Annotated in this window: 15 protein-coding genes; 4 read left to right on the top strand and 11 right to left on the bottom strand. The window is 56.6% G+C overall.

What is annotated here, in order from left to right; all coding sequences use genetic code 11:
• Positions 1-87 precede the first annotated feature (87 nt).
• The 10 genes from murG to mraZ form a co-directional block, all read right to left on the bottom strand.
• Complete coding sequence (gene murG, locus RZ35_RS01440) at positions 88-1,155, bottom strand: undecaprenyldiphospho-muramoylpentapeptide beta-N-acetylglucosaminyltransferase (RefSeq protein ID WP_026741708.1); 1,068 nt, start codon at positions 1,153-1,155, stop codon at positions 88-90.
• Positions 1,152-2,348: a cell division protein FtsW gene (ftsW, locus tag RZ35_RS01435; protein ID WP_026741707.1), complete on the bottom strand. Its 1,197-nt coding sequence runs from the start codon at positions 2,346-2,348 to the stop codon at positions 1,152-1,154. The genes murG and ftsW overlap by 4 nt, the downstream gene beginning before the upstream one ends.
• Positions 2,348-3,661: a UDP-N-acetylmuramoyl-L-alanine--D-glutamate ligase gene (gene murD, locus RZ35_RS01430; protein WP_026741706.1), complete on the bottom strand. Its 1,314-nt coding sequence runs from the start codon at positions 3,659-3,661 to the stop codon at positions 2,348-2,350. The genes ftsW and murD overlap by 1 nt, the downstream gene beginning before the upstream one ends.
• A 4-nt stretch (positions 3,662-3,665) precedes the next feature.
• Positions 3,666-4,748: a phospho-N-acetylmuramoyl-pentapeptide-transferase gene (gene mraY / locus RZ35_RS01425; RefSeq protein WP_026741705.1), complete on the bottom strand. Its 1,083-nt coding sequence runs from the start codon at positions 4,746-4,748 to the stop codon at positions 3,666-3,668.
• Positions 4,742-6,103, bottom strand: a complete 1,362-nt coding sequence (murF, locus tag RZ35_RS01420; protein ID WP_026741704.1) for a UDP-N-acetylmuramoyl-tripeptide--D-alanyl-D-alanine ligase — start codon at positions 6,101-6,103, stop codon at positions 4,742-4,744. The genes mraY and murF overlap by 7 nt, the downstream gene beginning before the upstream one ends.
• The gene (gene murE, locus RZ35_RS01415; RefSeq protein ID WP_026741703.1) at positions 6,100-7,584 is read right to left on the bottom strand and encodes a UDP-N-acetylmuramoyl-L-alanyl-D-glutamate--2,6-diaminopimelate ligase; all 1,485 of its coding nucleotides are present in this window, start codon (positions 7,582-7,584) and stop codon (positions 6,100-6,102) included. Before murE ends, murF begins: the two co-directional genes overlap by 4 nt.
• Positions 7,571-9,334 carry a peptidoglycan glycosyltransferase FtsI gene (locus RZ35_RS01410; RefSeq protein ID WP_026741702.1) on the bottom strand — a complete coding sequence of 588 codons (1,764 nt, stop codon included), beginning with the start codon at positions 9,332-9,334 and terminating at the stop codon, positions 7,571-7,573. The genes murE and RZ35_RS01410 overlap by 14 nt, the downstream gene beginning before the upstream one ends.
• A gap of 23 nt (positions 9,335-9,357) precedes the next feature.
• The gene (ftsL, locus tag RZ35_RS01405) at positions 9,358-9,678 is read right to left on the bottom strand and encodes a cell division protein FtsL (protein WP_026739107.1); all 321 of its coding nucleotides are present in this window, start codon (positions 9,676-9,678) and stop codon (positions 9,358-9,360) included.
• Positions 9,675-10,616, bottom strand: coding sequence for a 16S rRNA (cytosine(1402)-N(4))-methyltransferase RsmH (gene rsmH / locus RZ35_RS01400; protein WP_026741700.1), 942 nt, complete (start codon positions 10,614-10,616; stop codon positions 9,675-9,677). The genes ftsL and rsmH overlap by 4 nt, the downstream gene beginning before the upstream one ends.
• Before the next feature lie 2 nt (positions 10,617-10,618).
• Positions 10,619-11,077 (bottom strand): division/cell wall cluster transcriptional repressor MraZ, encoded by a 459-nt coding sequence (gene mraZ, locus RZ35_RS01395; RefSeq protein ID WP_026741699.1) that lies wholly within the window; start codon positions 11,075-11,077, stop codon positions 10,619-10,621.
• Positions 11,078-11,807: 730 nt separating this feature from the next.
• Here mraZ and alaE point away from each other — a divergent pair.
• A complete protein-coding gene (gene alaE / locus RZ35_RS18555; RefSeq protein ID WP_157755365.1) occupies positions 11,808-11,927 on the top strand; it encodes an L-alanine exporter AlaE in 120 nt (39 codons plus the stop codon).
• 536 nt (positions 11,928-12,463) lie between these two features.
• Here alaE and cra read toward each other — a convergent pair.
• Complete coding sequence (cra, locus tag RZ35_RS01390) at positions 12,464-13,468, bottom strand: catabolite repressor/activator (RefSeq protein ID WP_026741698.1); 1,005 nt, start codon at positions 13,466-13,468, stop codon at positions 12,464-12,466.
• 1,029 nt (positions 13,469-14,497) lie between these two features.
• Between cra and leuA the strand changes: the two genes are divergently transcribed.
• The 3 genes from leuA to leuC are packed head-to-tail and all read left to right on the top strand — an operon-like array spanning position 14,498 to position 18,569.
• The gene (gene leuA / locus RZ35_RS01385) at positions 14,498-16,075 is read left to right on the top strand and encodes a 2-isopropylmalate synthase (RefSeq protein WP_026741697.1); all 1,578 of its coding nucleotides are present in this window, start codon (positions 14,498-14,500) and stop codon (positions 16,073-16,075) included.
• The gene (gene leuB / locus RZ35_RS01380) at positions 16,075-17,166 is read left to right on the top strand and encodes a 3-isopropylmalate dehydrogenase (protein WP_026741696.1); all 1,092 of its coding nucleotides are present in this window, start codon (positions 16,075-16,077) and stop codon (positions 17,164-17,166) included. Before leuA ends, leuB begins: the two co-directional genes overlap by 1 nt.
• A gap of 2 nt (positions 17,167-17,168) precedes the next feature.
• Entirely contained in the window at positions 17,169-18,569 is a 1,401-nt protein-coding gene (leuC, locus tag RZ35_RS01375; protein ID WP_026741695.1) for a 3-isopropylmalate dehydratase large subunit, read from the top strand.
• The last annotated feature ends 2 nt before the right edge of the window (positions 18,570-18,571 follow it).

Raw genomic sequence — 18,571 nt, 5'->3', positions numbered from 1 at the left:
TTGAACGCAGTTTCGCCAGTTGTTGTGTATTCNCTTTTACCTATCGCTACCTATTTGATCGCCGTCCTGTGTCCAGCGATGTCATGATTAATGTTGAACCGCCGCCACGACTTCAGCCGCAACGCGCGCGGTCGCATCAGGAATGGCGACCGTTTGGGCCTTTTCGGCCATGTCGCGCAGCGTAGCGCGGTCCCAGCCGCCCAATACATCGCTGACGGCGTCAACGCTGATATCGGCCTGCTCGATAATTTTGGCCGCGCCTGCCCGTTCCAACGGCAACGCGTTCCAATACTGCTGCCGATCCTTATGCTGGAACGGCACGAAAAGCGCCGGCAAGCCGGCGGCGGCGATCTCACTGACCGTCAGCGCCCCGGAGCGGCAAACGACGACGTCGGCCCAGGCATATGCCGCCGCCATATCATCGATAAACTCGACGACGTTGTGCTGCGGTTGTCCGGCTATTGCGTATGCGGCCTGAACGTCAGCCTGCGCGCCTTTGCCGGTCTGATGCCAAATCGTGATTCTGTCGCCCAGCGTAGCGGCCACGCCTGGCAACGTCTGGTTCAAGACCCGAGCGCCCTGACTGCCGCCGATAACCAGCACACGGATAGGCCCGCACCGCTCCGCCAGACGCTCCGCCGGAGACGGCAGCGCCAACACGTCGGTCCGCACCGGATTTCCGACGACGGGCGCTTTGGGAAACGCGCCCGGAAATGCCTGCAAGACCGTTTTTGCAATACGCGACAACCAGCGATTAGTCAGCCCGGCGATGCCGTTCTGTTCATGCAACACCACCGGAATACCACACAGCCACGCCGCCAAGCCGCCGGGACCGGAAACATAACCGCCCATACCTAGTACGACGTCCGGCTGGTACTCGCGCATGATCGCCCGCGCCTGACGCACCGCGCGGAAAATACGCAGCGGCGCGCAAATCAGCGCTTTTAACCCTTTTCCGCGCAGGCCAGAAATGCGGATAAAATCAATTTCAATACCGTGCCTGGGCACCAAATCGGCTTCCATACGGTCAGCGGTGCCTAACCAGCGCACTTGCCATCCCTGCGCCATCAGATGATGCGCCACGGCCAGTCCAGGGAACACATGCCCCCCAGTTCCGCCCGCCATCACCATCAGACGCTTGCCTTCGCCACTCATCGGGCACTCCTCGTAAACGCCTGCGCTTTCGTCAGGCGCGTCTCATAATCTATGCGTAACAGCAGTACGATGGCGGTCGACATAATCAACAGACTGGACCCCCCGTAACTGACCAGCGGCAGGGTTAACCCTTTGGTCGGCAACATGCCCGCCGCGGCTCCTACATTGACCAATGTTTGGAAACTGAACCAAATGCCGATGGAACACGCCAGAAACCCTGAAAAGCGCTGATCAATCTGCAGCGCGCGCCGTCCAATCGACATCGCCCGAAAGGCGACGAAGAATATCATTAACAACGCCAAAACCACACCGATATAGCCCAGTTCTTCGCCTAAAATGGAGAAAATAAAGTCAGTGTGCGCTTCCGGCAGATATTCCAGTTTTTGAATCGAATTTCCCAGTCCTTGCCCCCATATTTCGCCTCGTCCGAATGCCATCAACGACTGCGTCAACTGATAGCCGCTGCCGAACGGATCATCCCAGGGATTCCAGAAAGATGTCACGCGGCGAATACGGTACGGTTCCGCAATTATCAGCAGACAGACCGCGAAGATGCCGCTGCCGATAATCGCCAGAAACTGCCAGAGTTTGGCGCCCGCCAGGAACAGCATGGCCAGCGTCGTGATGAACAACACGACCACCGTGCCGAGGTCAGGCTGCGCCAGCAGCAGCACCGCCAGCACCACCATCACACCCATCGGTTTGCAGAATCCCCAGAAATTGTTTCGTACCTCTTCCACTTTGCGCACCATGTAGCTGGAGAGGTAGCAAAACAGCGCCAGCTTCGACAGTTCGGCTGGCTGGATGCGCAACGGCCCCAGCGATATCCAACGGGACGCCCCGTTGACCGAACTCCCCNCCACCAGCACAACCAGCAGCAAAACCATCGCCACCAGCAGCAAAAGCGGGCTGTAGCGTTGCCACACGCCCATCGGCACCCGCATGGTGATCAGCGACAAACCAAAGGCCAACGCAAGATAAAGCCCGTCGCGCTTGGCGAACAAGAACGGGTCGCCAGCCAGACGCTGACCCACTGGCATGGAAGCGGATGTCACCATCACGAAACCGATGACTGCCAGTCCGAGCGTCAGCCACAGCAGCGTACGATCGTATAGCACGGCGCTGAGGTTATCGCTTTCGCGCGTTCCCATGACCCAGCGTCTCAATCGTTCCACTATCGCCGCCATTCGCATCAGCCCAGTTCCTCCGCCAAACGTGCAAATTCATCGCCGCGCTGCTCAAAACTGCGGAACTGATCCAGACTCGCACAGGCCGGGGACAGCAACACTGCGTCTCCCGGGCGGACCTGCTGGGAAATCTGCGTCATCGCCTGCGCCATCGTCTCGGTACGCAGGGCGATATCCGGGCGCAGCGCCGCCAACAGATCGCCATCGCGACCAAAACAGTACAGCCGCACGTTATCGCCCTGAAGATAAGGCTTCAGCGGGGAGAAGTCGGCGGACTTACCGTCTCCGCCCAGCAGCAGATGCAGCGTGCCGTCGATGTGCAGCCCGCTCAACGCCGCCTCGGTGCTGCCGACGTTGGTCGCCTTCGAGTCGTTGATCCAACGCACATCGTTGCGATCCAGCACCAGTTGGAAACGATGCGCCAGACCGGTGAAGTCGGTGAGCGCCGCCAGCGCCGAAGCGCGCGGAATACCCACCGTATCGGCCAGCGCCAGCGCGGCAAGCGCGTTGGTATAGTTGTGCTGACCGACCAATTTGATTTCGCGCGTATTGATCACGCGCTCTCCATTAACCCGCAGCCAGGTTTCGCCCTGCTGCCGATTCAGGTGATAGTTGCCCACATCGACGCCGAAGCTCAGGCAGCGATCGTCGGCGCCGCGCACCGGCATGGTCAGCGCATCATCGGCATTCACCACGCAGACGGCGGCGTTTTCGTAGATACGCAGTTTGGCGGCACGGTACTGTTGCAGCCCCAGCGGATAACGATTGGAATGATCTTCCGTGACGTTCAGAATGGTGGCCGCCGCCGCGTGCAGGCTAGAGGTCGTTTCCAACTGGAAGCTGGAAAGCTCCAGTACATAGAGCTGACACTCCTGCTTGAGCAGCTCCAGCGCCGGAACGCCGATGTTGCCGCCGACGCCCACCGACCAACCGGCCGCACGCGCCATTTCCCCCATGAGCGTGGTGACGGTGCTTTTACCGTTCGACCCCGTGATCGCGACGATGGGCGCCTGCGCCTCGCGGCAAAACAGCTCGATATCGCCAACAATCTCAATACCTGCGTCTGCGGCGCTGCATAATGCGGGCGTCGCCAGAGCAATGCCGGGGCTGGCCACGATCAGGTCGGCGTCCATGAGCCACTCGTCCCTTAATCCGCCTACGTAGCGCTCGACCTGTTCAGGTAGTTTATCCAGACCGGGCGGACTGACACGGGTATCCACCACACGAGGCGTCACCCCGCGCGTGAGGAAGAAATCAACACAGGATAGCCCGGTCAGGCCCAACCCGATAATGACGACTTTTTTACCCTGATAGTCCATGTCGTTACCGTACCTTCAGTGTGACCAGTCCAATGAGCACCAGCATCAGAGAAATAATCCAGAATCGCACAATCACGCGCGGTTCCGGCCACCCTTTAAGCTCATAGTGGTGATGTATCGGCGCCATGCGGAAAATCCGCTGGCCGCGCAGCTTAAAGGAGCCAACCTGTAGGATCACCGACAGCGTTTCGACCACGAACACGCCCCCCATGATCACCAGTAAAAATTCCTGACGCAGCAACACGGCGATCGTCCCGAGCGCGCCGCCCAGCGCCAGCGAACCGACGTCGCCCATAAAGACCTGCGCCGGATAGGTGTTGAACCACAGAAACCCAAGCCCCGCGCCGACTATCGCCGTGCATACCACCACCAGTTCGCTGGCATGACGGATGTACGGAATATGCAGATAGTTGGCGAAGTTCATGTTCCCGGTCGCCCACGCCACCAGCCCGAAGCCCGCGGCGACAAACACCGTCGGCATAATCGCCAAGCCATCCAGACCGTCGGTCAGGTTGACGGCGTTGCTGGTGCCGACAATGACGAAGTAAGCCAAAACCACGTACATCAACCCCAGTTGCGGCATGATGTCTTTAAAGAACGGCACGACCAGCTGCGTCGCCGGCGTGTCTTTGCCAATGGCGTACATGGAGAAAGCGACGATCAGCGCCAATAGCGACTGCCAGAAATACTTCCAGCGCGCGATCAGCCCTTTGGTATCTTTGCGCACGACCTTGCGGTAATCGTCCACGAATCCGACGATGCCGTACCCCAGCAGCACCAACAGCACGCACCAGACGTACGGATTCGAAAGATTCACCCATAGCAGTACGGAAATCGTGATCGACGCCAGTATCATCACGCCGCCCATCGTCGGCGTACCGCGTTTGCTGAAGTGCGACTCCGGCCCTTCGCTACGAACGACCTGCCCAATCTGTAAACGCTGCAACCAGGCGATCAAATGAGGCCCCATCCAGAGCGAGATCACTAATGCAGTCAGCAGGCTGACAATGGCTCGAAACGTCAGGTAGGAAAAGACGTTGAAGCCGGAATAAAATTTGACCAGTTGTTCGGCCAGCCACACTAACATGTTGCCTTCTCCTGTAATGCCCGTACTACCTGCTCCATCGCAGCGCTGCGTGAGCCTTTTATTAAAATGGTAATCACTGTGTGTTCCGCCAATAGCGCCCGAAGACGGGCGACCACCGCGGCTTTATCCTGAAAATGTTCGCCCTGACCGCTGGCCTGGCTAATCAATTCGCTTAACGTGCCGACGCTCAGCACGCGGTCGATACCGGCGATCCGCGCGGCCTCGCCGACCTGCCGGTGGCACGCTTCGGCTTCCCGCCCCAACTCCGCCATGTCACCGACGACCAGTACCCGATACCCCGGCATATCCGCCAGTACCTGTACCGCCGCCGTCAGGGAGCCGACGTTGGCGTTGTAACTGTCGTCCAGCACCCGCTGCTCACCGCCCAGAGAGAGCGGGAACAAACGTCCCGGCACCGCCTCAAGCTGCGCCAGTCCAGACTTCACGTCCTTCAGCGATGCACCGACGGACATCGCCAGCGCCGCGGCCGCCAGCGCGTTGGCAACATTATGTTTGCCCGGCAGCGGCAGCATCACCTGAATCTCACCGAACGGGCTGTGCAAGGTGAACGTCGTGCCCTGCGCCGTCACGACGACGTCGCTGGCGAAAAAGTTCACATCCTCTGCGGCTTCCGGCGAAAAGCGCCAGACGGTTTTCTGCGTCAGGGTCGTTTGCCAGTGCGGCCAGTCGTTACTGTCAGCGTTCAGAATAGCGACGCCGTCGGCGGGAAGACCGTTGAAGATCTCGCCTTTGGCCTGCGCGACGCCGGCCAGCGACCCGAACCCTTCCAGATGCGCGGCCGCAATATTGTTGACCAGCGCCGTTTCCGGCCGCGTGAGGTCAGCGGTGTAGGCGATCTCGCCGATGTGGTTCGCGCCCAGTTCAATGACGGCGAAATCGTGTTCCGACGTCAGTCGCAGCAGCGTCAGCGGCACGCCGATGTCGTTGTTCAGATTCCCGGCGGTATAAAGAACGTTGCCGCACTGCCGCAAGATTGCCGCAGTCATCTCTTTGACCGACGTCTTCCCGGACGAACCGGTCAGGGCGACGACGNGAGCCGATGATTGCTGCCGTACCCAGGCAGCCAACGCGCCCAGCGCCAGCCGCGTATCTTTCACGATGAGTTGCGGCGCCGAAACAGGTAAGCGCTTACTCACCAACAGTGCTGCCGCGCCCTGGCTGATCGCATTCTCGGCGTAGTCGTGGGCATCGAATTTCTCACCCTGCAGCGCCACGAACAGGCAGCCATCGGCCAGATGGCGGGTATCCGTCGAGACGGCGTCGATCGCCAGATCGTCCCCTTCCAGACGGGCGTTTAAAACGTTCGCCAATTGGCTAAGCGTTACGCGAATCATGCCACCACTCCCAACAGACGCGCGACCGTCAGACGGTCGGAGTAATCCAGCCGTTGATTGCCCACGATCTGATAATCTTCGTGACCTTTACCGGCCACCAGCACCACGTCATCCGGCCCCGCGTGCATCACCGCACTGCTGACCGCCGCCGTCCGACCTTCAATCGTCTGAACACGGCCGGCGTCCATCAGGCCGCTGAGGATGTCTTTGACGATAGCCTGCGGCGCTTCGCTGCGCGGGTTGTCGTCCGTCACGATGACCCGGTCGGCCAGCTGTTCCGCTACCGCGCCCATGAGTGGGCGCTTACCTTTGTCACGATCGCCGCCGCAGCCAAACACGCACCAGAGTTGCCCCTGACAGTGCAGTCTCGCGGCCTCCAGCGCCTTTTCCAAAGCATCGGGTGTGTGCGCATAATCCACCACGACGGTCGGTTTGCCTTCGGCGTGGAAGACTTCCATCCTGCCGCACACCGGTTGGATCGACGCGGATGTTTCAGCCAACTGTTCCAGCGGATAGCCCAGCGCCAGCAGCGTCGCCAGCGCCAGCATCATATTGCTGACGTTGAACTCGCCCATCAGGCGACTGTGAACAGTGGTTTGCCCCCAGCTGGAATCCACCTGCGCGGTAAAACCGCTGTCGTGATACTCCACGCTTTTCACTTGCAGCCAACGGCTGCGGCCCTCTGGACGCGACGATCCCAGCGTCACGGCTACCGCGTCAGGAAGCCGGCTCAGCCAGCGTCGACCCACTTCGTCGTCCGCGTTGATGATAGCTTCACCGACCTGATGTTCCGCGAAGAGCGCCCATTTGGCTTCTTCGTAATGCGCCATGTCGCCGTGATAGTCGAGATGGTCGCGGCTCAGATTGGTAAATACGGCGGCGGCGAAGGGCAGCGCGGCAACGCGATGCTGAACCAGTCCGTGGGAAGAAACTTCCATCGCGGCGAACGTTGCGCCCGCATCAGCCAATTGGCTGAGCGTCTGTTGTACGCCGATGGCCGATCCCGTGGTGTTTTCCGCCGGGGCTTCTCGTCCCAGCAAGCCGTTGCCGATAGTGCCCATCACCGCGCTGGTTTCCCCCAGCGCCTGACTCCACTGCGCTAACAGCTGACTGGTGGTCGTTTTGCCGTTGGTGCCGGTCACGCCGACCAGGCGAAGTCTCTCCGCTGGCTGATGGTAGAAACGTCCCGCCAGCGCCGAAAGCCGCTGATTGAGTTCATCCAGATAAATCACCGGTACGCCGTGCTTTTCACACACGGTGCCTTCCGGATTTTCCTCATCCGCCTGGGCAATCACCGCAGCCACGCCTTGAGCGATGGCCTGCNCAATATAGCGTCGCCCGTCGGTCTGGTGTCCGNCGATAGCGACAAAGACGTCGCCCGCCGCGGCAATGCGACTGTCCAGCGTCATCTCCCGCAGCGCGCGCTCGGGAGCGTTGGCAACCCACGGCGCCAGCAAATCGTGCAAATTACGATCTGTCACCTGAGCCCTCTTTTCGGTTAATAACGAATTCATTTTTCTCCCCCGTCGCCAGGGCATCCGGCTCGATGTTCATGGTGCGAAGCACGCCGCCCATGATGGCGCCGAATACCGGCGCAGAGACCGCACCGCCGTAGTATTTCCCGGCCTGCGGGTCATTGATGACCACGACCAGCGCAAAGCGGGGATTACTGGCCGGGGCAACACCGGCGGTGTAAGCGATGTATTTGTTGACGTACTTACCGTCCGGCCCGACTTTTTTCGCCGTACCGGTCTTGATCGCGATGCGATAGCCTTTAATTGCCGCTTTTGAGCCGCCGCCGCCCGGCAGCGCGACGCTTTCCATCATGTGCACCACGGTGCGTACGATGTTGTCCGGGAAGATACGTTCTCCCGACACTGGCGGGTCGACTTTGGTAATGGAAAGAGGACGATAGATGCCGAAGCTGCCGATTGTGGCGTACATCCGCGCCAGTTGCAGCGGCGTGACCATCAGACCGTAGCCAAATGAGAAGGTGGCACGCTCGATATCCGCCCAGCGCTGACGATGAGGAAACAGCCCGGAGCTTTCACCGACCAACCCGAGGTTGGTGGGTTTACCCAGCCCAAAACGAGAGTAAGTATCCACTAACACTGAGGAAGGCATTGCCAGCGACAGTCGGGATACGCCGACATTGCTCGATTTCTGAAGCACGCCCGTCAACGTTAGTTCGTTGTAACGCGCCACATCTTTGATTTCGTGTCCGTTGATGTAATAAGGCAGCGTATTCAGAACGCTGTTCTCTTTCACCACGTTGCGCTGTAGCGCGGACATAACCACCATCGGCTTCACCGTGGAACCCGGTTCAAAGATATCGGTAATGGCGCGGTTGCGGATGACGTCGTTGGAGGTGCCGGATAGGTTATTGGGGTTATAAGCCGGGCTATTGGCCATCGCCAGCACTTCGCCGGTGTTGACGTCGACCAACACGGCGGTGCCGGACTCCGCCTTGTTAAAGGCGACCGCGTTATTCAGCTCNCGGTACACCAGCGCCTGCAGGCGTTCGTCGATGCTCAGCATCAGGTTGTGCGCGGCCTGACTGTCGACGGAGGAGATATCCTCGATAACGCGCCCAAACCGGTCTTTACGCACGGTGCGCTCGCCCGGTTGGCCGGTCAGCCAGCGGTCGAAACTCTTCTCGATCCCTTCGATTCCCTGTCCGTCGATGTTGGTGAAGCCGATGAGATGAGAGGTCACCGGACCTGACGGGTAGTAGCGACGCGACTCCTGACGCAGATTGATGCCCGGCAGTTTTAGTTTATGAATGTATTCGCCGATGGCGGGGTTTATCTGACGCGCCAGATAAACGAAGCGACCGTTAGGGTTAGCGTTAACCTTAGTGGCGATTTGGTCGAGCGGCATGTCCAGCGCATCGGCCAGCGCTTTCCAGCGCGTATCAAGCGCAATGCCGCCGTGGTCGTTCACTTCCTTGGGATCGGCCCAGATGGCATTGACCGGGACACTGACCGCCAACGGACGGCCCGCGCGATCGCTAATCATCCCACGCGCGGTCGGAACTTCCTGCACACGCAGGGAGCGCATGTCGCCTTCACGCACCAGCTTATCTGGCGCAATGACCTGGAGATAGGCGGTGCGCAGCATCAGGCCGATCAGACAGATCAGAATCCCCCCGCAAAGCAACGCAAAACGCCAGCTGACGAAGCTGGCATGTTGTTCCTGACGTTTCAACCTTCCGGTGCGTGCGGGTTTCATTTATTAAGTAATAACCTGTCAGTTCATTGTTTAACCACAATATTTTCCTGCGAAGGATCGACATGGCCCATGTAGAGTTTTTCTATCGCGTTCTGCTCGACACGGCTGTGGTCGCCCAGCGCATTCTCTTCCAGAATCAGGTTGCGCCATTCGATATCCAGCGCGTCACGTTCCAGCAGAAGGCGCTCTCGCTCCGCGGTCAGCAGGCGCGTGCGATGCGCCGTCGTCACCACCAACACGGCCGAAATCAAGACCGCGACCAGCAGCAGCAACGGCAGTTTGCCGTGCCGCAGCAAATCTTCTGCGATAACGCCAGCCAGGGAGTGACGCTCGTGCCCGATCATGAGGACAATCTCTCGGCGAAACGCAATACGGAGCTGCGGGCGCGCGGGTTCTCCGCGACTTCAGCGTCGGACGGCTTCATTTTTCCTGCGATTTTCAGGGTTCTTCCCCCCTGCGCCTGAAGCTGTTCTTCCGTCAACGGCAAACCAGCTGGCACCTGCGGCCCACGGCTGTTGTGGCGGATAAAACGCTTCACGATGCGGTCTTCAAGGGAATGGAAGCTGATCACTGACAGCCGGCCTTCAGGAGCCAGCACATCCAGCGCGCCGTTGAGCGCACGTTCGATCTCTTCGAGTTCGCTGTTGATATAAATACGAATAGCCTGGAAAGAGCGCGTTGCGGGATGTTTATGTTTCTCGCGGATCGGACTGGNGGCGGCAATCAGCTCGGCCAGCTCTTTCGTACGCGTCATCGGTTCGGTCTGATTACGCTCAACAATGGCGCGCGCAATACGGCGTGCGAAACGCTCTTCGCCAAAGGTTTTGAGCACCCAGGCGATATCTTCCGCTTCCGCTTTCATCAACCATTCGGCAGCAGAGACGCCGCGGGTAGGATCCATACGCATGTCGAGCGGGCCGTCGCGCATGAAGGAAAAACCACGCTCCGGATCGTCAAGCTGCGGCGAAGAGACGCCAAGATCCAGCAGTACGCCGTTGATTTTTCCCTTCAGTCCGCGTTCCTCAGCGTATTCAGCGATTGAAGAAAAAGGACCGTGAATGATAGAGAAACGCGCATCGTCAATGTCGCTGGCAGCGGCGATAGCTTGAGGATCGAGATCGATTGCCAGCAGGCGACCCTCCGGCCCCAAATGGGACAGAATCAGACGGGAGTGACCGCCGCGGCCAAACGTACCGTCAATGTAAATACCGTCGCCGCGAATGTTCAGGCCGTTGACGGCCTCATCCAACAGCACGGTCGTGTGTTTAAAAGTTTCTGTCATGACTATAGAGATAAGTCCTGCAATCGATCAGATAGCGGTTCCTGAGTCGATTGTTCAGATTCGATGTCTTCCTTGACTTGTCGATACCAGGTCTGTTCATCCCACAGTTCAAACTTGTTGAACTGCCCGACCAGCATCACTTCTTTTGTAAGCTTTGCATGTTGCCGCAGCGTAGACGCGATTAATAAACGCCCGGCACCATCCATTTGGCACTCACTGGCGTGTCCCAGCAGCAAACGCTGAACGCGACGTTCGGCGGGATTCATGCTCGACAGGCGAGAGAGCTTCTGTTCGATGATTTCCCACTCAGGCAAGAGATAAAGCAGCAGGCATGGCTGGTGAAGGTCAATGGTGCAAACCATTTGCCCCTGCGCTTCCTCGTTCAGTACGTCCCGGTATCGGGTCGGAACGGCGAGCCGTCCTTTACTGTCGAGATTGACCAGACTTGCCCCACGAAACATGGTTGTATTTAGCCCTTCATGCCATTTTCTACCACTTTGTCCCACAAATTCCCACGCTCCAGAGTTTACGGAGGGGAGGAAAACCTTGTCAAGCAAGTACGGAGGCGGGCAGGCATTATTTTCAGCAAGTTTTAGCGGGGGAAAAACTGTTAAGAAAACACCAATAAAAAATAATGAGTATTAAGGCTGTGATTAAATAAGAGAAATTAACCAGGCCCCCTCGAATGCGTGAAAGATATACGCTTTAACAACCGATGCAATATTATTTTCACAGCCACATATCGTTACGTATTTTCTATTTTCGATAAAACCTGACTTCGTCATCACCCCCTGATTTATCTGAATTTTTTAACAATCTTTTTTGTCAAAAAGGGGTGTTCTTAAATCCCCAATGCAGTTTTGAATTGTAAAAAAACATTTTCGCTGAGAAAAACAGAATGTTTTCCATTAAGAATATCTTATCAACGGCGTCATCAATGCTTGGAAAGAATTTCTTCGGGGCAGAAAGACTGTTTATATTTACAGTGCGAATGTTTCATTTCTCGCTAATACTAATCTGTAAGGTCTAAAGCAAAGCCGATTCTAAATAAGAAAGAGAGGAACAGCGATCTGCACATCGCGTTCTCTGGAAATAAATACAATGTTTTGTTTTAAATAAGTATTTCCCTACTGATCCCGATAATACAGCCCCACAAACAGTTTGATCTTCGATACTCAGAAGTCAACTGGCGTGTTCACCCGGTTCTCATGCCTGCGCGGCGCGCTGGCTGACACCTTCGCCAGGGTGATTTACTGTTTAGTGATCGGCATGGCGATCGACATACTGATTTCAAGCATGTCGCGCCAGTAGTCGCTTTGCTTTCGGCTGCTTTTTACCCCAGTTAATACCGTTATTGCAGGGTCTTATAGGATCTACCGCAATCGCATCGTCGATTAAACTCAGGATCGGACGCCCCGAAACATCAGGACCAAAAACATCACTGGCCTGATTGTCTACATCAATTTTCAGTCGCCGGTATAGCGGGTTATTTTGCTCATCATTGGCGCCAACACCGCGCAAATGGTCACGGCCGTTAGCAGTAATGGCGTGATATCGAGGGTCATAGGCGTGGCCTTATTTCCTGGAATTTTGTCGTCAGCTGTTTTGCGTATCCGTCAAAAGCCGGGATCGCCTCGTTATCCATTAATTTTCCATTAGGGTGTGGCGTAGAAAGGTAAAAAAACTTTCTTATAAAACGGGACTTTTCTTAGGCGAAAACTCGAAAATAACACGCACTGAGTAAAAATTCGCAGAGAGATATCCAGAGGGTGTGCATTAAACAACGATGATAACGGCCGGAATAGCAGGCGTTGCCGGGAAGTTCGGCCCGGCAATATCCTATCCCTTTAACGACGACTTAATGACCCCCGGCGATAAAGACTGCGACGGATACGATAAAGTCCCGCCTTCGGCCTGCGTGGTTCATCCAAGCTCGCCAGTACCAGTTCCAGTACCCGCTCAGCCACCTCCCGGTGGCGCTGCGCGACGGACAGAACCTGACATTCCAGGAAATCCAGCAGCTCGTTGTCGCCGAACGTGGCGATAGCGAGATTATTGGGTAACCGACCGCTCTGCTTCAATGTCACGTCCATCACGCCTTGCAATAGAGGGAAAGAGGTCGTAAACAAAGCCTCCGGCATCGGGTTGTGCTGCAAATAGTCCGAGAATACCGCTGCCGCCGCACTGCGTTCGTAGCTGTTCGCGTAGAGATATTTCACCTGCCGGGGATCGTTTTCCCAGGCCTGACGAAAACCTTGTTCGCGCAGGAAACTGACGGATAATTCCGGCAACGCGCCCAGATAGAGCACCCGTTCAGCCGGAATGTTACGCAGCTCCCTCGCCAGCATTTCCGCATCTTCCCTATCCGCACCCACCACGCTGGTGAAGTGCTCACGATCTAACGCGCGGNCCAACGCGATAATCGGCAAAGGATCTTTAACCCAGCGCTGATAGAAAGGATGTTCCGGGGGCAAAGACGTGGACACGATGATGGCATCCACCTGACGCTGCAAAAGATGTTCGATGCAGCGCATTTCGTTATCGGGCTGATCTTCCGAGCATGCTATCAGCAACTGATAGCCACGCTGGCGGGCCTGACGCTCAAGATAGTTGGCAATGCGGGTATAGCTGGTATTTTCCAAATCGGGGATGACCAGGCCGATAGAACGCGTTCGTCCGGCGCGTAGCCCAGCGGCTACAGCATTGGGATGATAATTGTGTTCACGGACCACCGCCATGACCTTTTCAACGGTCTTATCGCTCACGCGATACTGCTTCGCCTTTCCGTTGATGACATAACTGGCCGTCGTACGCGAAACCCCCGCAAGACGCGCAATTTCATCCAGTTTCACTGGTAACCCCTTAATAAGTCAGTTAATGAAGAATGAATGGAATGATAGCCATAAACTAACCAAGGATATCTGCTCGATCTAACCGCACAACCTTCCGGACGGCAACCGCTTTTATCACAGTATGATGACGCTCATAGACCATTTAGGTATTGTCAGTGCCCTGCGGGAGCTGCAGCAGGTTATAACAGTGCACAGGCGCCCCTTCGAGTAAAGGCGTTGAGCGCTTAAGCGCCCGCGCCCCATATCCACAACCAGCTTGAGAGCGGTTCAGCCTCTCTATCGGTGAAAACAGCGTCGCTGACCCGAAAAACCTTTCCAACGCGCTTTTTCTTACCATTAACCCTGCCGACAAATTTTTTTATCCGCATAAACAGCCGTTTTACGGCAGATTTTCGCGGGATAAAATTCGCGTGATTTCGCTCTTCTCAAAATAGAACGCATCAACATAATGGCAGTCTTTACGTCAGGCTAATTCCGCGGACTTAAACACGTTTACACGCATTCGGGGAATTGGCTGCAAAAAACACTTTTACTACGTTAAAACTCCAAAAGAATCGGCGTTGGTCTGAAAATATCCCATGAGCCTCAGTGAGTTCAGCAAAAAATATTATCGGCGCTAACCCTCTTTTCTGACTGAAAAAGCGCGATATGGGGTCCTGTATGCCGACATAACCAGCCCAAAGACTCCACTTACCCATCGCGCGGTCTGGCTATTTTTAGAACAAATCAGGCCAAATTTATCGCCGGAAATCCCCTCTTTGTCACAAAAATCAAACGTTGACATACCCACAGTATTCAAGTACCAATAATAGAGAAGCAATTTACTAACAAACATTGGAAGACAATCAGCATGTCCCACTTCGCAAAACTACTAGGCCTACTACTTATCGCATCCAACATGCGCGGTATGCCGGTGGGCGAAATTTACAGCTGATTTTCACGCCACACCTTCAAAAAAACCCGCGCCATTGCGCGGGTTTTTTTTTACTCGCCGGGCGTCAGAATTTACTAGACAAAGGAACCAGAGCGATGAGCCAAGAAGTGATTATTTTCGATACCACATTGCGTGATGGTGAGCAGGCACTGCAGGCCAGTCTGAGCGTCAAGGAAAAGATTCAGATCGCCATGGCATTGGAGCGTATGGGGGTCGATGTGATGGAAGTGGGCTTCCCGGTCTCATCGCCTGGTGATTTCGATTCAGTACAATCCATCGCCCGGCAGATCAAAAACAGCCGCGTCTGTGCACTGGCTCGCTGTGTAGAGAAGGATATCGATGTCGCGGCTGAAGCCCTGAAAGTGGCAGACGCATTCCGTATTCATACTTTTATCGCCACCTCGCCGATGCATATCGCCACCAAGCTGCGCAGTACGCTGAATGACGTGATTGAACGCGCAACCTGTATGATCAAGCGCGCGCGCAACTACACTGACGACGTCGAGTTCTCCTGTGAAGATGCGGGACGGACGCCGATTGACGATCTGAGTCGCGTCGTGGAAGCCGCTATCAACGCCGGCGCCCGCACCATCAACATTCCAGATACCGTCGGCTACACCCTGCCTCATGAATTCGGCAATATCATCGCTTCGCTGTACCAGCGCGTTCCCAATATCGACAAAGCCATCATCTCCGTCCACACCCACGACGATCTGGGTCTGGCGGTCGGCAACGCCATGGCGGCGGTCAACGCGGGCGCCCGTCAGGTCGAAGGGACGCTGAATGGCATCGGCGAACGCGCCGGTAACTGTGCGCTGGAAGAAGTCATTATGGCGATCAAAGTGCGCCAGAAGCTGATGAATCTGCACACNAACATCAATCATCAGGAAATTTACCGCACCAGCCAGATGGTCAGTCAAATCTGCAATATGCCGATTCCGGCCAACAAAGCCGTCGTCGGCGCCAACGCCTTCGCCCACTCTTCCGGCATCCATCAGGACGGCGTTCTGAAAAATCGCGAAAACTACGAAATCATGACGCCTGAATCCATCGGTCTGAAAGAAGTGCAGCTGAACCTGACGTCGCGCTCAGGCCGTGCTGCCGTGAAACACCGCATGGAAGAGATGGGCTATAAGGAGTGCGACTACAACCTGGATGATTTGTATTCCGCCTTCCTGAAACTGGCGGACAAGAAAGGCCAGGTGTTTGATTATGATCTGGAAGCGCTGGCGTTCATCAACAATAAACAAGAAGACGCGGCCCTCTACCGCCTGGATTATTTCAGCGTACAATCAGGCTCCAGCGTCATGGCCACGGCGTCGGTCAAACTGGCCTGCGGCGAAGAAATCAAATCAGAAGCCGCCACCGGCAACGGCCCGGTCGACGCCGTCTACAAAGCCATCAACCGTATCACCGGTTTCGATATCAATCTGGTGCAGTATCAGCTGTCCGCCAAAGGTCACGGCAAAGAAGCGCTGGGTCAGGTAGACATCGTGGTCGAATATCAGAACCGTCGCTTCCACGGCGTCGGTCTGGCGACGGATATCGTCGAATCCTCCGCGAACGCCATGGTGAACGTATTGAACAATATTCAGCGCGCGCAGATGGTTGAAAAGGAATTACTGCGTTTGCAGCAGCAGAACAACAAACAAAATAGTCAGGAAACAGTGTGATGAACAAAAGTTACCATATCGCCGTACTGCCTGGTGACGGCATCGGTCCGGAAGTCATGGCGCAGGCATATAAAGTGTTGGAAGCCTTACGTCAACGTTTTGGTTTGAACATAACAACCAGCGAATATGATATCGGCGGCGCCGCCATTGACCGTCAGGGTACGCCATTGCCCATAGACACCATTACCGGCTGCGAACAGGCGAGCGCGATTCTGTTCGGTTCCGTCGGCGGTCCTAAATGGGAACATTTGCCCCCGTCTGAGCAGCCTGAGCGCGGCGCGTTACTGCCGCTGCGTAAACACTTCAGCCTGTTCAGCAACCTGCGGCCGGCCCGCCTGTATCAGGGGTTGGAAGCATTCTGCCCGCTGCGCGAAGACATCGCCGCGAAAGGCTTCGACATCCTGTGCGTCCGCGAACTGACCGGCGGGATCTATTTCGGCCAGCCGAAAGGCCGCGAAGGCAGCGGTAAAGATGAACGCGCTTTCGATACTGAGATTTATCACCGTTTCGAAATTGAACGTATTGCCCGCATCGCCTTTGAATCCGCACGTAAACGCCGTCATACCGTGACGTCTATCGACAAAGCGAACGTGTTGCAGAGCAGCATTCTTTGGCGCGAGGTCGTTACCGAAATCGCCAAAGATTACCCGGATGTGAAGCTGAACCATATGTACATCGACAATGCCACGATGCAGATGATCAAAGATCCGGCCCAGTTCGACGTAGTGCTGTGTTCCAACATCTTCGGCGACATTCTGTCCGACGAATGCGCCATGATCACCGGCTCAATGGGCATGCTGCCTTCCGCCAGCCTGAACGAATCCGGCTTCGGTCTGTATGAACCCGCAGGCGGTTCCGCGCCTGATATCGCTGGCAAAGACATCGCCAACCCGATTGCACAAATCCTGTCTGCGGCCCTGCTGCTGCGTTACAGCCTGGGTGAAGATGCCGCCGCTTCCGCCATTGAGCAAGCGGTGAATCATGCGCTGGAGGCCGGATACCGCACGGGCGATCTGGCTCGTGACGGCAAAGCCATCGGCACCAGTGAAATGGGCGACGTTATTGCCCGCTATGTCGCGGAAGGGGTGTGATCATGGGTAAAACGTTATATCAGAAATTATTTGATGCGCACGTCGTGTACGAAGCGGAAAACGAAACGCCGCTGCTGTATATCGACCGTCATCTGGTGCATGAAGTGACATCGCCCCAGGCGTTCGACGGCTTGCGCGCCAAGGGCCGCCAGCTGCGTCAGCCCGGAAAAACCTTCGCCACGATGGATCATAACGTCTCCACCCAGACGCGCGATATCAACGCCAGCGGCGAGATGGCCCGCATCCAGATGCAAGAACTGATCAAGAACTGCAAAGCATTCGGCGTACAGCTGTACGATCTGAACCACCCTTATCAGGGCATCGTTCACGTGATCGGTCCTGAGCAGGGAATGACGCTGCCGGGCATGACCATCGTCTGCGGCGACTCCCACACGGCCACACACGGCGCGTTTGGTTCGCTGGCGTTCGGCATCGGGACTTCCGAAGTCGAACACGTGATGGCGACCCAGACCCTGAAACAAGGTCGCGCGAAAACCATGAAGATTGAAGTCGCCGGCGATGCTGCTCCCGGCATCACCGCGAAAGATATCGTATTGGCGATCATCGGCAAAACCGGCAGCGCCGGGGGCACCGGTCACGTGGTCGAGTTCTGCGGCAAGGCCATCGAAGCGCTGAGCATGGAAGGCCGCATGACACTGTGCAACATGGCGATTGAAATGGGCGCCAAAGCCGGTCTTGTCGCTCCGGATGAAACGACTTTCGCCTACCTGAAAGGGCGCCAGTTCTCGCCGAAGGGTGATGAGTGGGATAAAGCCGTGGCTTACTGGAAAACGATGAAGTCAGATGCGGATGCGCAGTTTGACAGCGTCGTTACGCTGAACGCCGCCGACATCGCGCCGCAGGTCACCTGGGGCACCAACCCCGGTCAGGTGATTGGCGTGAATCAGGCCATCCCGTCACCGGAATCCTTCAACGATCCGGTCGAGCGCGCCTCCGCCGAAAAAGCGTTGAATTACATGGGGCTGAAAGCGGGGATCAAACTGACCGAGGTCGCCATCGACAAAGTCTTTATCGGCTCCTGCACCAACTCGCGGATCGAGGATCTGCGCGCCGCCGCCGCGATCGCCAAAGGCCGTAAAGTCGCTGCGGGCGTACAGGCGATGGTCGTTCCCGGCTCAGGCCCGGTAAAAGCGCAGGCGGAAGAGGAAGGTCTGGACAAGATCTTTATCGAGGCCGGCTTCGAATGGCGCCTGCCTGGCTGCTCAATGTGTCTGGCGATGAACAATGACCGTCTGAATCCGGGCGAACGCTGCGCGTCCACCAGCAACCGTAACTTCGAAGGACGTCAGGGCCGTGCCGGCCGGACTCATCTGGTCAGCCCCGCAATGGCCGCCGCGGCCGCGGTGACCGGGCGTTTCGCCGACATTCGTGAACTGAACTGAGA

Source organism: Lonsdalea quercina subsp. quercina (assembly GCF_000688655.1).
Lineage (GTDB): Bacteria > Pseudomonadota > Gammaproteobacteria > Enterobacterales > Enterobacteriaceae > Lonsdalea > Lonsdalea quercina.
This window is presented reverse-complemented; position numbering and strand designations above follow the sequence as displayed.

Coding starts and splice junctions, on each gene's coding strand:
- leuB (WP_026741696.1), top strand. CDS start 16,075: ATGAACAAAAGTTACCATATCGCCGTACTGCCTGGTGACGGCATCGGT.
- ftsL (WP_026739107.1), bottom strand. CDS start 9,678: ATGATCGGGCACGAGCGTCACTCCCTGGCTGGCGTTATCGCAGAAGAT.
- murG (WP_026741708.1), bottom strand. CDS start 1,155: ATGAGTGGCGAAGGCAAGCGTCTGATGGTGATGGCGGGCGGAACTGGG.
- mraZ (WP_026741699.1), bottom strand. CDS start 11,077: ATGTTTCGTGGGGCAAGTCTGGTCAATCTCGACAGTAAAGGACGGCTC.
- mraY (WP_026741705.1), bottom strand. CDS start 4,748: ATGTTAGTGTGGCTGGCCGAACAACTGGTCAAATTTTATTCCGGCTTC.
- leuC (WP_026741695.1), top strand. CDS start 17,169: ATGGGTAAAACGTTATATCAGAAATTATTTGATGCGCACGTCGTGTAC.
- murD (WP_026741706.1), bottom strand. CDS start 3,661: ATGGACTATCAGGGTAAAAAAGTCGTCATTATCGGGTTGGGCCTGACC.